Source organism: Arthrobacter sp. Y3221087 (assembly GCF_059089905.1).
Window position 1 is genome coordinate 332,477 of sequence record NZ_JBNHFE010000002.1, and the last position, 14,333, is coordinate 346,809.

The 14,333-nt window shown below is 67.3% G+C and carries 13 protein-coding genes; 7 read left to right on the forward strand and 6 right to left on the reverse strand.

Going from position 1 to position 14,333, the window contains the following annotated elements; all coding sequences use genetic code 11:
* Nucleotides 1-3 precede the first annotated feature (3 nt).
* On the reverse strand, nt 4-1,185 hold the full coding sequence (locus tag AC5RUO_RS11175; RefSeq protein ID WP_494010486.1) for a sensor histidine kinase: 1,182 nt from the start codon (nt 1,183-1,185) through the stop codon (nt 4-6).
* A gap of 180 nt (nt 1,186-1,365) precedes the next feature.
* On the opposite strand from AC5RUO_RS11175, the gene AC5RUO_RS11180 reads away from it, so the two are divergent.
* Nucleotides 1,366-1,746: a DUF485 domain-containing protein gene (locus tag AC5RUO_RS11180; RefSeq protein WP_494010485.1), complete on the forward strand. Its 381-nt coding sequence runs from the start codon at nt 1,366-1,368 to the stop codon at nt 1,744-1,746.
* Nucleotides 1,743-3,359 (forward strand): monocarboxylic acid transporter, encoded by a 1,617-nt coding sequence (locus AC5RUO_RS11185; RefSeq protein ID WP_494010484.1) that lies wholly within the window; start codon nt 1,743-1,745, stop codon nt 3,357-3,359. Before AC5RUO_RS11180 ends, AC5RUO_RS11185 begins: the two co-directional genes overlap by 4 nt.
* A gap of 84 nt (nt 3,360-3,443) precedes the next feature.
* Here the strand turns inward: AC5RUO_RS11185 and AC5RUO_RS11190 are convergent, their stop codons facing one another.
* The 4 genes from AC5RUO_RS11190 to AC5RUO_RS11205 all read right to left on the reverse strand — a co-directional run bounded on the left by AC5RUO_RS11190 (nt 3,444) and on the right by AC5RUO_RS11205 (nt 5,886).
* Nucleotides 3,444-4,064 (reverse strand): hypothetical protein, encoded by a 621-nt coding sequence (locus AC5RUO_RS11190; protein ID WP_494051542.1) that lies wholly within the window; start codon nt 4,062-4,064, stop codon nt 3,444-3,446.
* Between the two features lie 6 nt (nt 4,065-4,070).
* Nucleotides 4,071-4,475 carry a DUF4383 domain-containing protein gene (locus AC5RUO_RS11195; RefSeq protein WP_494010482.1) on the reverse strand — a complete coding sequence of 135 codons (405 nt, stop codon included), beginning with the start codon at nt 4,473-4,475 and terminating at the stop codon, nt 4,071-4,073.
* A 141-nt stretch (nt 4,476-4,616) separates the two neighbouring features.
* Nucleotides 4,617-5,171 (reverse strand): hypothetical protein, encoded by a 555-nt coding sequence (locus AC5RUO_RS11200; protein ID WP_494010481.1) that lies wholly within the window; start codon nt 5,169-5,171, stop codon nt 4,617-4,619.
* 241 nt (nt 5,172-5,412) lie between these two features.
* Nucleotides 5,413-5,886 (reverse strand): Lrp/AsnC family transcriptional regulator, encoded by a 474-nt coding sequence (locus AC5RUO_RS11205; protein ID WP_494010480.1) that lies wholly within the window; start codon nt 5,884-5,886, stop codon nt 5,413-5,415.
* Nucleotides 5,887-6,080: 194 nt separating this feature from the next.
* Here AC5RUO_RS11205 and pdhA point away from each other — a divergent pair, with 194 nt between their 5' ends.
* The 3 genes from pdhA to AC5RUO_RS11220 are packed head-to-tail and all read left to right on the forward strand — an operon-like array spanning nt 6,081 to nt 9,657.
* Nucleotides 6,081-7,250: a pyruvate dehydrogenase (acetyl-transferring) E1 component subunit alpha gene (gene pdhA, locus AC5RUO_RS11210; RefSeq protein ID WP_494010479.1), complete on the forward strand. Its 1,170-nt coding sequence runs from the start codon at nt 6,081-6,083 to the stop codon at nt 7,248-7,250.
* Nucleotides 7,250-8,260 (forward strand): alpha-ketoacid dehydrogenase subunit beta, encoded by a 1,011-nt coding sequence (locus AC5RUO_RS11215; protein WP_494010478.1) that lies wholly within the window; start codon nt 7,250-7,252, stop codon nt 8,258-8,260. The genes pdhA and AC5RUO_RS11215 overlap by 1 nt, the downstream gene beginning before the upstream one ends.
* A gap of 8 nt (nt 8,261-8,268) precedes the next feature.
* Nucleotides 8,269-9,657, forward strand: coding sequence for a dihydrolipoamide acetyltransferase family protein (locus AC5RUO_RS11220; RefSeq protein WP_494103534.1), 1,389 nt, complete (start codon nt 8,269-8,271; stop codon nt 9,655-9,657).
* A gap of 119 nt (nt 9,658-9,776) precedes the next feature.
* On the opposite strand, the gene AC5RUO_RS11225 is transcribed toward AC5RUO_RS11220, so the two are convergent.
* Nucleotides 9,777-10,436: an SACE_7040 family transcriptional regulator gene (locus AC5RUO_RS11225; protein WP_494010476.1), complete on the reverse strand. Its 660-nt coding sequence runs from the start codon at nt 10,434-10,436 to the stop codon at nt 9,777-9,779.
* Nucleotides 10,437-10,580: 144 nt separating this feature from the next.
* Between AC5RUO_RS11225 and AC5RUO_RS11230 the strand changes: the two genes are divergently transcribed.
* Together AC5RUO_RS11230 and AC5RUO_RS11235 are read left to right on the forward strand one after the other, a co-directional pair.
* Nucleotides 10,581-12,188 carry a carboxyl transferase domain-containing protein gene (locus tag AC5RUO_RS11230; RefSeq protein WP_494103535.1) on the forward strand — a complete coding sequence of 536 codons (1,608 nt, stop codon included), beginning with the start codon at nt 10,581-10,583 and terminating at the stop codon, nt 12,186-12,188.
* 7 nt (nt 12,189-12,195) lie between these two features.
* Entirely contained in the window at nt 12,196-14,331 is a 2,136-nt protein-coding gene (locus AC5RUO_RS11235; protein ID WP_494010474.1) for an acetyl/propionyl/methylcrotonyl-CoA carboxylase subunit alpha, read from the forward strand.
* The last annotated feature ends 2 nt before the right edge of the window (nt 14,332-14,333 follow it).

Genomic DNA, 14,333 nt, shown 5'->3' on the forward strand with positions numbered 1-14,333 from the left:
GGATCAGGCATCATGGCCCGGCTGGGACTTGGGCACCCGCATGGTGATCAGGGTTCCTTCGCCTGGGGCTGTCTCGATGACCAGGCCGTGGTCGTTGCCGTAGACCTGGCGGAGCCGGGCGTCCACGTTCCGCAGCCCCACGTGCTCGCCATCGGTATGCCCGGCGAGCATTGACTGGAGCTGCTCCGGGTCCATGCCCACGCCGTCGTCCTCGATGGTCACCTCGGCAAACGCTCCGGCGTCTTCCGCGGTGATGCTGATGTGGCCCGGCCCTTCCTTGGCTTCCAGGCCGTGCCGCACGGCGTTCTCCACCAGCGGCTGCAGGCTGAGGAACGGGATCACCGTGCTGAGCACCTCGGGCGCCACCCGCAGGCTGACCTGCACCCGCTCGCCGAAGCGGGCGCGCTCCAACAGCAGGTAGCGGTCAATGCAGCGCAGTTCCTCCGCGAGCGTGGTGAAGTCCCCGTGCCGGCGGAACGAATAGCGCGTGAAGTCCGCGAACTCGACCACCAGTTCCCGCGCCCGCTGGGGATCCGTGTTGATGAAGGAGGCGATGGCGTTGAGCGAGTTGTAGATGAAGTGCGGGCTGATCTGCGCCCGCAGAGCCCGCACCTCGGCTTCCATCAGCAAGGTCCGGGACGCGTCCAGCTCTGCCAGCTCCACCTGGACGGCCACCCAGTCCGCCACCTCGCCGGTGGCCCGCACCAGTCCGGCGCCGGCCGACGGCGCGAAAGCCGCGACGGCGCCCACCACGCGGGAGTCTGCCCGGACGGGCGCGATGACGGCCGCAAGGCCGCCGCCGGTACCGTCCGCGCCGGCCGGCAACACGGCGGTCCGGCCTCCTGCCAGGACGGGAGCAGCAAGTTCCATCAGCCGGGGTTTGAGTTCCTCGCCGGCTCCGTCCCAGGCAAGGACGCCGGACGTGTCCGTGATGGCCAGCGCGTCCGAGCCCAGCAGGGTGCGCAGCTGCCGGCTGGCTTTCGCCGCGCCGGCCGGATTCAGGCCGCGCCGCAGGTGCTGGCCCGCCTGGGACGCCGCGTGCAGCGTGTGGTACGTGGCCCGTTCGGCATCCGTGCCGAGGTCGCGGAAGGAGCGGAGCACCTTGAGGCCCACGCCGACGACGACGGCGATGGCCATGGCGATCACGGCCACGGCCGCGGCGGTCAGGAGGGGGGAGTCCGGCATGGAGCCCAGCGTAGCGGCGGGTGCCGTTTGCCGCAGCATCCCGACCGTTGAGCGACCACGGGCGCCCTTCCACTGGAATCCGGTGGCAGGCACCCGCACAGTGATTGGAGTCACACCCAGGGTGTGCCTGCGCAGGGCCGCCGGCCGGTGTGTCCCGGCAAGTCTCAACGAGGAGGAACGATGGGTCACGATGCCCATACTCCGGACGCAGCGGCGTCCGTGGACTTTGAACAGGTCCAGTCGACCGGGCAGTTCCAGGAACTGCGCAAGCGTCACCGCAGCTTTGTCTTCCCCATGGCAGTGGCCTTCCTGCTGTGGTACTTCGCCTACGTCCTGCTCGCCGACTACGCCGTGGGATTCATGTCCACGAAGGTCTGGGGCAACATCAACATCGGCCTGATCCTCGGCCTGCTGCAGTTCGTCTCAACATTTGCAATTACCAGCTGGTACGTCAGTTACTCGAACCGGCGGCTGGACCCCATCGCCGCGGATATTCGGAATGAGATTGAAGGACATGAATTTGATAAGGATGGCAATCGAGTGGGCGAGGTAAACAAGTGATCGGGATTCCCGCAGCGGTTGATGTCGCCGCCCTCAAGGACACCACCCTGCTGAACATGGGCGTCTTCGCACTGTTCGTGGCCGTTACCATGGTGATCGTCTTCCGGGCCAGCCGGAACAACAAGACCGCCGCGGACTACTACGCCGCCGGACGCTCCTTCACCGGGTCCCAGAATGGAACTGCCATCGCCGGGGACTACCTCTCTGCGGCGTCCTTCCTGGGCATCACCGGTGCCATCGCCATCAACGGATATGACGGATTCATGTACTCCATCGGCTTCCTGGTGGCCTGGCTCGTGGCGCTGCTCCTGGTGGCTGAGCTGCTTCGCAATACCGGCAAGTTCACCATGGCGGACGTGCTGTCCTTCCGGCTCAAGCAGCGGCCCGTCCGGATCGCCGCCGCCATCTCCACCCTTGCCGTCTGCTTCTTCTACCTCCTCGCCCAGATGGCCGGCGCCGGCAGCCTCATCTCCCTGCTTCTAGGCATCAGCGACTGGGGCGGACAGGCCCTGGTGATCATCGTCGTCGGCGGCCTCATGATCATGTACGTCCTGATCGGCGGCATGAAGGGCACCACCTGGGTGCAGATCATCAAGGCAGTCCTGCTCATCGCCGGCGCGGCCGTCATGACGCTCTGGGTCCTGGCCATCTACGGCTTCAACCTCTCCAGCCTGCTGGGCGCCGCAGTGGAAACCGCCAACAACCCGGCGGTGCTGAACCCCGGCCTGCAGTACGGCAAGACCGAAACCTCCAAGCTGGACTTCATGTCCCTGGGCCTGGCCCTGGTCCTGGGCACGGCCGCCCTGCCCCACGTCCTGATGCGCTTCTACACGGTTCCCACCGCCAAGGAAGCCCGCAAGTCCGTGGTGTGGGCCATCTGGCTGATCGGCCTCTTCTACCTGTTCACCCTGGTGCTCGGTTACGGTGCAGCTGCCCTGGTGGGTCCCGAAACCATCAAGACCGCCCCGGGCGGCGTCAACTCCGCCGCCCCGCTGCTGGCGTTCTTCCTGGGCGGGCCGCTGCTGCTGGGCTTCATCTCGGCCGTGGCCTTCGCAACCATCCTGGCCGTGGTGGCGGGCCTGACCATCACCGCTGCAGCATCCTTCGCCCATGACATCTACGCCAGCGTCATTGCCAAGGGCAAGGCCGACGCCGACACCGAGGTGAAGGTTGCCCGCCGGACCGTGGTGGTCATCGGCGTCCTGGCCATCCTGGGCGGCATCCTCGCCAACGGGCAGAACGTTGCGTTCCTGGTGGCACTGGCGTTTGCCGTCGCGGCATCCGCCAACCTGCCCACCATCATCTACTCGCTGTTCTGGCGGAAGTTCACCACGCAGGGTGCCATCTGGAGCATGTACGGCGGCCTGGGCGCGGCCATCGTGCTGATCATCTTCTCCCCGGTGGTCTCGGGCGGCGCAACGTCCATGATCAAGGACGCGAACTTTGCCTTCTTCCCGCTGAGCAACCCCGGCATCGTCTCCATCCCGCTGGCCTTCTTCCTGGGATGGCTCGGCACGGTGCTGGACAAGAAGCGCGAGGACAGCGCCAAGCAGGCAGAGATGGAAGTCCGGTCCCTCACCGGGGTCGGCGCCGAAAAGGCCGTCAACCACTGACCGTCCGCCCGCGGCTGCCCTGAAACCGCAGCCACCCTGCAACGAAAAAAGCCTCCGTGCCGAATCATCGGCGCGGAGGCTTTTTCAGCGCTGGTGGTGTCCCCCGGGCGGGGGAGTGAGCCCATGCTCGCCGTGCGGGACGGCGAACTGGCCTGCCGTGGAAGCGGCGAGTCCCGGCGTCGCGATTCCTGCCACCAGCACCGCACCGGCGAAGGCTGCCAGCAGCAGCCGGCCGGGATACGCGGCGGACATCCCGGATGCGGAGGATGGGCTCCGGTGCCGGCCCAGCCACGCCACGGCCGCGATGATCATTAGCGTCAGCAGCAGGGCAGCCAGGTGGCTCAGGTTGAGCCCCCCGCCGGCCGGTGCGCTGAACAGTGCGGCGGCCGCATGGACGGCGGCGGCTGCCAGCAGGGTGCCCCGTGCACTCCGGCTGCCCGGAAAGGTCCCTCGGGCCAAGTGGATCACCGCGCCCGCCAGGAGGCCGGCACCCCAGAGCCCGGCGAGTCCGCCCGCGGCGAACTCCGCCGGCCCTGCGGTATCCGCTGTCCCGGCGAAGAGGCTTGAGGAAATGGCCAGGTTGACGGTGCCGGCACCGAAGCCAGCGAAACCGGCGAAGAGCCGGACGGCGGCAGGTACCGGAGCGTCAGAGGCTTCCGGCGCTTCTCCCGGCTCCAGCGTCCGGGCGGGTGCGGTCCGGTCCATCGTGCCCTAGGCCCGGACGGTTGCCGGAGACTTGTCCAGCGACAGGCCCACACCCAGCAGCAGTACGGCGCTGGCAAGGTGCAGCACGTTGTCAGCGCCGTTCAGGGCGATGATGTTCAGCGGGGAGTTCAGCAGGAACAGGCCGAGCACGCCGACCAGCAGGTAGACGGCGCCAACGGTGGCGTTCACGGAACGGGCGATCGCGGTGCCCTTCAGCCCGGCGAAAAGCAGCGTGGCACCGATGGCGAGGTGGATGACGTTGTGCAGCGGGTTGACTTCGAAAATGATGAGGTTGGCGCCCTCGGTGGCGGCGAAGCCGACGCCGGACGTGACGGCGAAGCCGAGGAGGCCCACCAGCAGGTATACGGCTCCGAAGACGGTGGCGACGAGGCGGTTGGGTGAAGTGCGCATGGCCCGAATCCTTCCGGTAGGGCGGGGGAGGTGTTCCCCGCCGGACTGCGGGTCCCTGGCCGGGACCCTCGGAAGCGATTCGGACCATGCGGAAGTGCGGATGGGTAAAGGTCAGGAATCTTCCTAATGCGGAATCCGGAGCTACGGCGCCGGCCTGAGCTTGATATTGGTCATCTTCAGTTCGTCCGTGCCCTCGAACCGGTATGCCAGGTCCACGTTCTTGCCCTCGCAGGTGATCAGGCCCACGATATCGGCAGACTTGACGCCGTTCTCCGTGGCCACCTGGAGGTCGTTGTACTCCGGCTCGCAGGTATCGTCCATGTTGAGGCTGGCGATGCCGGACATGAACGACTCCTTGGACAGCTGCTCCTGCAGCGCGGGGTCAAGGTAGTCATCGTAGGCTTTGGAGCTCTCCCCGGCGATGACCAGCTTGGTGAAGCCGTCCGCAAGGCCCTTGGCCTGGTTGGTTGCGCTGCCCGCCACATTGACCAGGATGACGATGCCCAGGCCGACCAGCAGCAGGACGCCGCCGATGGCTGTCAGAACCACCCACAGCTTGGGGCGCCTCCTCGCCGGCGGCTCCTCGCCGGGAAGGCCGAACGGGCCTGCGGCCGCGTACTGGCCCGGCTGCTGAGGGAGTTGCTGCTGGCCCGGGCCGGGGTGGCCCGGCTGGTACGGTTCCTGGGGACTGCTCAAGGTGGAGCCTTTCCAAAAATGGTGCTGGGGTGCAGAGGTCCGGTTCGGGTCCCCGGCGAATTTCTGGGACAAGCCTATAACCCGGGCGCCCAGGCCTACTTGCCGGCCGGGTTTCGCCGTCGTAAAACGCTCTTTCAGTTACGGCGCTGTTCCGCAAAACGCCCGCTCACTTTGGCGCCCCTTCCGCAAACGCCCTCTCACTGACGGCGGGCGAACCGCTTCATCCCTGCGGCAGCCCTCCTCAGCCGCGCGCTGATCCGCGTTCCAGCAGGGGCTGCACGCGGAACGGGATGAGCTCACCCATCGCAAGGGCAGTGTCAGCCCGCTCCACGCCGTCGCAGGCCAGGATCTTGCCGTTGATCCGGAAGAGATCCTCGGCGTCCACTGCCACCACGCGCAGGAGCAGGTCTGCGGATCCGGTGAGGCCGTAGCCTTCCAGGATCTCGGGAATCTCTGCCAGCTGCCCCGCCAGCTGCGTGAGCTTCTGCTGCTGGACGTGCACCGAGATGAAGGCCATCAGGGGGTATCCCAGCGAGGCCGGATTGATGCGCCGCTCGAAGGACAGGAAGGCGTGCTTCTTTTCCAGCTGCGCCAACCTCGCCTGCACGGTGTTCCGGGAGAGGCCCAGCTGCTGGGCAAGCGCCACCACCGTTTTCCGTGGGTCCTCCGCGAGGGCCGATAACAGTCGGGTATCAGTGCCATCCAAAGCTTGCATAATGCGCAAAGCTAGCACGGTCCCGACGCCCGGCACAGAGCATTTTGCTCAAGGATCGGCGCGGCAGTTGTACCCCGTGAGCATTGTGAGTAGGGTCACAATTATCCGGGGCAACGGCGCCCGGGAGGCCGGCAGGGCGGGAGCCACAAGTTCCAAAGCTGCTGGTCAACGACGTGAGAAGGTTGCGGGCTATCGTGTCTACAGACGGAACGGGCCAGGGCGGAGCATCCGCCCCCACCAGCGCCCAGGGCACCTCCGGACCGGCCTCCAGGCTGGTCCAGCTGATAACTCCTGCAGGGGAGCGGGTCAGCCATCCCGAGTTCGATTTCTGGGTCCGGGATATCACCGATGAGCAGCTCTGCTCGCTGTATGAGGACATCAGCGTCGTCCGGCGCATCGACCTCGAAGCCACGGCGCTGCAGCGGCAGGGCGAGTTGGGGCTGTGGCCGCCGCTGCTGGGCCAGGAGGCGGCGCAAATCGGGTCTGCGCGGTCCCTCCGCAGCGACGACTTCGTGTTTTCCAGTTACCGGGAAAACGGCGTGGCCTACTGCCGGGGCGTTGGCCTGGCGGACCTGCTCCGAGTGTGGCGCGGCAATGCGCCCTCCGGCTGGGACCCGTACACCGTCAACATGGCCACACCCCAGATCATCATCGGCGCCCAGACGCTGCACGCCACCGGCTACGCCATGGGCATCCAGAACGACGGCACCGATTCCGTGGCCATCACCTACTTCGGCGACGGTGCCACCAGCGAAGGCGACGTCAACGAGGCCATGGTGTTCGCGGCCAGTTTCCAGGTCCCCGTGGTGTTCTTCTGCACCAACAACCATTGGGCCATCTCTGAACCTGTCAGGCTCCAGTCCCATATCCAGCTCGCGGACCGCGCGGCGGGCTTCGGGATTCCCAGCCTGCGCGTGGACGGCAACGATGTCCTGGCCGTGATGGCGGCTACCCGCGTCGCGCTGGACCGGGCACGGCGGGGAGGCGGTCCCACCTTCGTCGAAGCCGTCAGCTACCGGATGGGACCGCACACCACCGCCGACGATCCCACGCGCTACCGGGACCCCAACGAGCTCGAGGACTGGGCCGCCAAGGACCCCATCAGCCGGATGGCGGCGCTCCTGGACCGGAAGGGCCTGCTCACCGAAGACCTGCAGCAACAGGTCAAGGACAAGGCCGACGCCGTTGCCCGCGAGATGCGCGACGGGTGCACCCGCATGCCCGATCCGGAGCCGCTGGACGTTTTCAAGCATGTGTACAGCACCCCCAACTCCTGGCTGGACCGGCAGCAGGACCACTACTCCCGTTACCTGGCCTCCTTCGGCGATCCCGATACGGCCACTCTTGAAGAAGGTGCACGCTGATGACCCAGATGACCTTTGCCCGCGCCATCAACGCGGGCCTGCGGAAGTCCCTTGAGAACGATCCAAAGGTTGTCCTCCTGGGTGAGGACATCGGCACCCTCGGCGGCGTGTTCCGGGTGACCGACGGGCTGCAGAAGGACTTCGGGAAGCACCGGGTGGTGGACACGCCGCTCGCAGAATCCGCCATCGTGGGCACCGCCGTCGGGCTCGCCTACCGGGGCTACCGGCCCGTGGTGGAAATCCAGTTCGACGGGTTCGTCTACCCGGCCTTCGACCAGATCGTCAGCCAGGTGGCCAAGCTGCATTACCGGACGCGCGGAGCAGTGAAGATGCCCATCACCATCCGGATCCCGTTCGGCGGCGGCATCGGCTCGCCCGAACACCACTCCGAATCCCCGGAGGCCTACTTCACGCATACCGCCGGCCTCCGGGTGGTCTCGGTGGCGAACCCGCAGGACGCCTACACCGTCATCCAGCAGGCCATCTCCTGCGATGATCCCGTCCTTTTCTTTGAGCCCAAGCGGCGCTACCACGATAAAGCCGACGTGGACGAGTCGGCCGGTCCCGGCACGGCCCTGCCCATGGACCAGGCGAAGGTCCTCACGGAGGGCTCGGACGTCACGCTGGTTGCCTACGGTCCGCTGGTAAAGACGGCGCTGGACGCCGCAACCGCTGCCGCTGACGAGGGCATTTCCATCCAGGTGATCGACCTGCGCTCGCTGGCGCCGGTGGACTATGAAACGATCGTGGCGTCGGTCCGGCGGACCGGGCGGCTGGTGGTCACCCATGAAGCCGGCGAGTCTGGCGGGCTGGGTGCCGAAGTAGCCGCGAGCATTACCGAACGCTGCTTCTATCATCTCGAGGCGGCGCCGGTGCGGGTCACCGGCTTCGACATCCCGTACCCCTCCTCGAAGCTTGAGATGCACCACCTGCCCGGCCTGGACCGCATCCTGGACGGCGTGGACCGCGCGCTGGGCCGCCCCAACTCCCTGAGCGGGCTGGAAGGATGAGCGGCACCATGATCAAGGAATTCCGGCTCCCGGACCTCGGCGAGGGACTCACCGAGTCAGAAATCCTCAGCTGGAAGGTGGATGTGGGTGACACGGTGAGCCTGAACCAGGTGATTGCCGAAGTGGAAACGGCCAAAGCGGTAGTGGAGCTGCCGTCACCGTTCGCCGGCGTCATCAAGGAACTGCACGAACAGCCGGGCACCATCGTGGAGGTGGGGAAGCCCATCGTGTCCTTCGAAGTGGCGGACGACGCCGGGACCCCGGCTTCACTGCCTGCAGCCGCTTCCGCGGAGGGAGGGGAAGCGGCGGCTGAGACTCCCAAACGGCAGCCGAACCTGGTGGGGTACGGCGCCGTCGTCGAAAGTTCCGCCCGCCCGGCGCGGCGGGCCCGCACCTTTCCCCTGGCCGGCTCTGCCGGAGCAAGATCTCCGATGGTCGAACCTGTCCAAGCCAGTCCTGCCGCGCCGGAAGCAGCGGTGGCTGAACCGGCCCCTGAACGCCAGGGCGAGCGGCCCCGTTCAACGCCCCCGGTGCGCAAGCTGGCGAAGGACCTCGGCGTGGATCTGGCACAGGTTCCCGGAACCGGTCCCAGCGGACTCATCACCCGGGAGGACGTCCAGGCCTTCCTGGACGGCAAGCCCGCGCAGGAGCCGGACGGCGCCCTGGCGGCCGGGGCCACCTCCATGCAGCAGGGAGCACGGGAGACCCGTACTCCCATCAAGGGTGTCCGGAAGTTCACGGCCGCGGCGATGGTGGAGAGTGCCTTCACGGCGCCGCACGTCACCGAGTTCCTGACGGTGGATGTCACGCCCACCATGGAGCTGCTGGCCAAACTCAAAGCCAGCAGCGCGTTCTCCGGGGTAAAGCTCACGCCGCTGACCCTGGCCGCCAAGGCGGTGCTGATCGCACTACGGCGCAACCCCGGCCTGAACGCGAGGTGGGACGAGGCCAGCCAGGAGATCGTCACCTTCAACTACGTGAACCTGGGTATTGCGGCAGCAACGCCCCGCGGCCTGACGGTGCCCAACATCAAGGACGCCGATGCGCTGTCCCTGCACCAGTTGGCAGAAGCGCTGACGGCCCTCACCGAGACTGCCCGCGCTGGAAAGACCGCCCCGGGGGACCTGTCCGGCGGCACCATCTCCATTACCAACATTGGCGTTTTCGGCATTGATGCCGGCACCCCCATCCTCAATCCGGGGGAAGCGGCCATCCTGGCCATGGGGGCCGTGCGGACCATGCCCTGGGAGTACCGGGGCGAGGTGGCGCTGCGGCAGGTCCTGACGCTCAGCCTGTCCTTCGACCACCGCCTGGTGGACGGCGAGCAGGGGTCCCGGTTCCTGGCCGACGTCGGCGCGATCCTGGCCGAACCCGGCATGGTCCTGACCATGGTGTAGTAGAAAGGCGGCCCGCACCCGCGCCAGAATTCCGGGCCGGCGGTCAGAAGTTTTTGTCCAGATATGGTGACTCCAAGCGGTTCCAAGCCGCCATAGCTGGACAACAACTCCAGTGGTTGTCAGGGGGCCGGGGGAATACTGACGGTGAGGGCGGCCAGGGCCATCCCCTCCAGCAGCGGGCGGGCGGCCGCGGCGGTAATCCTGCGGCCGTGGCTGCGCACGGAATGCGGGGTGGAGTTGATGAGGCCGAACGTGGCGTGCGCCCGCATCCGAAGTTCCGGAATGTCCACGTCCGGGTGGACGCCGGCGAGGACCTCCACCCACACCTCCACGTAGCTCCGCTGGAGGATGCGGACAGCGGCCTGGTCCTGCTCGGACAGGTTGCTGAAATCGCGGTCCTGTACCCGGATTACGTCCGGCTTGCTTAGGGCGAAGTCCACCTGGAACGCCACCAGCCGCTGCAGCGCGGCCAGGGGGTCGGGGCTGGCCTCCACCACCTGGCGGCCACCGTCCAGCAGATCCTGGCTGACCGTCAGCAGCAGGTCGGCCAGGACTGCCTGCTTGCCCGGGAAGTGGCGGTAGACGGCCGGGCCGCTGACTCCCGCCGCCGCTCCCAGGTCCTCCAGCGACACCTTGTTGAACCCGTTCACCGCGAACAGTGACGCGGCGGCAGCCAGCAGTGCCTGGCGGCGGTTCTCCTTCGCCTTGCTGCGCTGGGTCGACGGGCTGCGGCCGGCTGCGCTGCGCTCGCTGGTCTGCGTGGTATCGGTGCTGGGCACTTTTCCTCCTAGGACCCGCAGATTCTAGCAAGGCGGCCCATGTGTTGGACATCACAGTTACGAGAGACTAACCTGAATTTCAGTTATTGGGCACTAACCGAGTTGGAGTGGATCCGGCTTGGCTCATGGAGGAACGGACCGTCAATGGAGACCCTTGTCAGCAGGATCAACCCGGCCAGCGAGGCGTTCGGTGCCAACAGCCAGGCCCAGAGGGAGCTGGCCGGGGAGCTCCGAAAAAGACTGGCCGAAGCGGCTCTGGGGGGTCCTGAAAAGTCCCGGCAACGCCATGTGGCAAGGGGCAAGCTGCTGCCCCGGGAGCGCATCGACCAGCTACTGGATGACGGCAGTCCTTTCCTGGAAATCGCGCCGCTGGCGGCCAACGGCATGTACAACGACGAAGCTCCGGGCGCGGGCGTAATCGCCGGCATCGGGCTGGTGCACGGCAGGCAGGTGCTGGTGATCTCCAACGACGCCACCGTCAAGGGCGGCACCTACTACCCCATGACGGTCAAGAAGCACCTCCGGGCCCAGGAGATCGCCCTCGAAAACCGGCTTCCCTGCATCTACCTCGTCGACTCGGGCGGCGCATTCCTGCCTAAGCAGGACGAAGTCTTTCCGGACAGGGACCACTTCGGACGCATTTTCTACAACCAGGCGCGCCTGTCAGCGGCCAAGATCCCGCAGGTCGCCGCCGTCATGGGTTCCTGCACCGCGGGCGGAGCCTACGTTCCCGCGATGAGCGACGAGACGGTTATCGTCCGCAACCAGGGCACCATCTTCCTGGGCGGCCCGCCGCTGGTGAAGGCGGCCATCGGCGAAATCGTCAGCCCGGAGGAATTGGGCGGCGGGGAGGTGCACTCCAGGATTTCCGGTGTGACCGACCACCTGGCCGAGAACGACCATCATGCCCTGCAGATCATCCGGGACATCGTGGCCACGCTGCCGCCCCCGGCCCCGCCCGCGTGGCAGGTGGAACCCGCCGTCGAACCCGTTGCCAGCATGGAAGAGCTGTACGGCGCCGTACCCACGGACGTCAACGCCCCCTACGACGTGCACGAAGTCATCGCCAGGCTGGTGGACGGCAGCACCTTCCACGAATTCAAGAAGGACTACGGCACCACGCTTGTCACCGGCTTTGCCCGGCTGCACGGACACCCCTTGGGTATCGTGGCCAATAACGGCGTGCTGTTCAGCGAGTCCTCCCTCAAGGGGGCACACTTCATCGAACTCTGCGACCAGCGCGGCATTCCGCTGCTCTTCCTCCAGAACATCTCCGGCTTCATGGTGGGCCGGGACGCGGAGCAGGGCGGCATCGCCAAGAACGGGGCCAAAATGGTCACGGCCGTCGCCACGGCCCGGGTTCCGAAGCTCACGGTGGTGATCGGCGGATCCTTCGGAGCAGGCAACTACTCCATGTGCGGCCGGGCCTATTCGCCGCGGTTCCTGTGGATGTGGCCCGCGGCCCGGATCTCCGTCATGGGCGGCAACCAGGCCGCCAGCGTGCTGGCCACCGTCAAGCGGGACCAGTACGAAGCCGCCGGGGAGGAATGGCCGGAACAGGACGAGGAAGAGTTCAAGGCCCCCATCCGGCGGCAGTACGAGGACCAGGGCAGCCCCTACTACTCCACCGCCCGCCTGTGGGATGACGGCGTGATCGACCCCGCAGACACCCGCACCGTCCTGGGACTGGCGCTCGACGTCGTCTCCCGCACCCCGTTGCCGGACACCTCCTTCGGCCTTTTCCGGATGTGAGCACACCATGACCGCACCCACTGACGTCTCCGCAACACCGGCAGCAGCCGTCGCCGCAGCCCCGCTGTTCGGCACCGTCCTGGTGGCCAACCGCGGCGAAATCGCCTGCCGCGTGATCCGTACACTGCGTGCGCTCGGCATCAGGTCGGTCGCCGTGTACAGCGATGCCGACGCCGGCGCCCGGCACGTGCGGGAGGCTGACATTTCCGTGCGCATCGGCCCGCCCCCTGCCGCCGACAGCTACCTCAACATCGAGGCGGTGCTCAAGGCCTGCCGCGCAACAGGGGCCCAGGCGGTGCACCCCGGCTACGGCTTCCTCAGCGAGAACGCCGATTTCGCCCGGGCCCTGGAAGACGCGGGAATCACCTTCATCGGTCCCGGCGTGGAGGCCCTGAACGTCATGGGGGACAAGATCCGGTCCAAGAACCACGTGGCAGGCTACGGGGTCCCCGTGGTGCCGGGCGTGGCCCGCCCCGGAATGAGCGATGCCGAGCTGGCGGAGGCAGCGGCCGGCGTCGGATTTCCGCTCCTCATCAAGCCCTCCGCCGGCGGCGGCGGGAAGGGGATGCACGCAGTGGACAAAGCGGAGGACCTTCCGGCGGCCCTGGCCACGGCCCGGCGGGTGGCGGCGAGCGCCTTCGGCGACGACACCCTGTTCCTGGAACGCCTGGTGACCACCCCGCGGCACATCGAGGTACAGGTGCTGGCGGACCACCATGGCAACGTCATCCACCTCGGCGAGCGCGAGTGTTCGCTGCAGCGGCGGCACCAGAAGGTCATCGAGGAGGCACCGTCACCGCTGCTGGAAAACCTGCCCAACGGCGCCGCCATCCGGGCCCGGATTGGCGAGGCTGCCTGCAATGCCGCCCGCAGCGTGAACTACACCGGTGCCGGAACGGTGGAGTTCCTGGTCTCCGACGAGCACCCGGACGAGTTCTACTTCATGGAAATGAACACCCGCCTCCAGGTGGAGCACCCGGTCACGGAGATGGTGGCCGGCCTGGACCTCGTGGAATGGCAAGTACGGATTGCGGCAGGCCGGGAACTCTCCATCCGGCAGTCCGACGTCGTGCTGACCGGCCACGCGGTGGAAGCCCGCGTGTATGCCGAAGTGCCGGAGAAGAACTTCCTGCCATCAACCGGCAGGGTGCACCTGCTGGACGAGCTGCCCGCCGGCGCGCAAGGCAAGGTCCGCGTGGACTCCTCCCTGGTTGAAGGGCTGGAGCTGTCCTCGAACTACGACCCCATGATGTCCAAGGTCATCGCCTGGGGCGGGGACCGGGCCGCCGCACTCGATGCACTGGACACGGCGCTCGCCGGCTACACCGCCCTTGGCCTGGACACCAACGTCGAGTACCTCCGGCTGCTCGTCAATGATCCCGACGTGCGGGCGGGACGCTTGGATACCGGCCTGATCGGGCGGAAGCTTCCCGGCCTCACCTTCCGGCGGGTGGGTCCTGCCGAGCTGGTGGCTGCGGCGCTGGATGTCCTGGCCGGCCAGGAACAGCAGCTTCCGCCTGCTGCCGGGCCCTGGCAGATGCGCAATGGCTGGCGGCTGGGCAAGCCCGCACCGCGCCGCATCACCCTGGGGACCCCCGACGGCGGCATGGCCACCGTGGAGGTCACCGGCGACGCCGCGTCCGGCCCGGTGGCGGTGACGGTGGACGGAGGTGCGGGCCACACCGCCTCCCTGCACGTCCAGGGGAAGGGCCACGTGGAATTGATGCTCGACGGCGGCACCCACCACTACGCGCTGGCGGAAGACGGCACGGGGCAGGTCTTCCTCGGCAACCAGGGCTGGTCCTGCCGCCTGGACGTTCTGACCCGGGAGGAACGGCTGGAACGGATCCTTGCAGCCATCCAGCGTGAAGAGGGGTCCGCTGACCCGGCCGTGCGTTCGCCGATGCCCGGCACCGTGGTGTCCGTCCCGGTCACCGACGGCGACGCCGTGGCAGCCGGCCAGGTGCTGGTCTCGGTAGAGGCCATGAAGATGGAACACCAGCTCCTGGCACCCCTCGCCGGAACGGTGCACCTCAACGCACAACCGGGAGACCTGGTGAAGGCCGACCAGGTCCTCGCCACCGTCCACCCGCATACCGCGGAACAGGACCACCACAATCCCACAACAGGCGAAGGAGCCTAACG

Excerpts from the sequence above, each read along its gene's own strand:
- AC5RUO_RS11175 (WP_494010486.1), bottom strand. The coding sequence starts at position 1,185 with ATGCCGGACTCCCCCCTCCTGACCGCCGCGGCCGTGGCCGTGATCGCC.
- AC5RUO_RS11180 (WP_494010485.1), top strand. The coding sequence starts at position 1,366 with ATGGGTCACGATGCCCATACTCCGGACGCAGCGGCGTCCGTGGACTTT.
- AC5RUO_RS11190 (WP_494051542.1), bottom strand. The coding sequence starts at position 4,064 with ATGGACCGGACCGCACCCGCCCGGACGCTGGAGCCGGGAGAAGCGCCG.
- AC5RUO_RS11195 (WP_494010482.1), bottom strand. The coding sequence starts at position 4,475 with ATGCGCACTTCACCCAACCGCCTCGTCGCCACCGTCTTCGGAGCCGTA.
- AC5RUO_RS11205 (WP_494010480.1), bottom strand. The coding sequence starts at position 5,886 with ATGCAAGCTTTGGATGGCACTGATACCCGACTGTTATCGGCCCTCGCG.
- AC5RUO_RS11215 (WP_494010478.1), top strand. The coding sequence starts at position 7,250 with ATGACCCAGATGACCTTTGCCCGCGCCATCAACGCGGGCCTGCGGAAG.
- AC5RUO_RS11220 (WP_494103534.1), top strand. The coding sequence starts at position 8,269 with ATGATCAAGGAATTCCGGCTCCCGGACCTCGGCGAGGGACTCACCGAG.
- AC5RUO_RS11230 (WP_494103535.1), top strand. The coding sequence starts at position 10,581 with ATGGAGACCCTTGTCAGCAGGATCAACCCGGCCAGCGAGGCGTTCGGT.
- AC5RUO_RS11235 (WP_494010474.1), top strand. The coding sequence starts at position 12,196 with ATGACCGCACCCACTGACGTCTCCGCAACACCGGCAGCAGCCGTCGCC.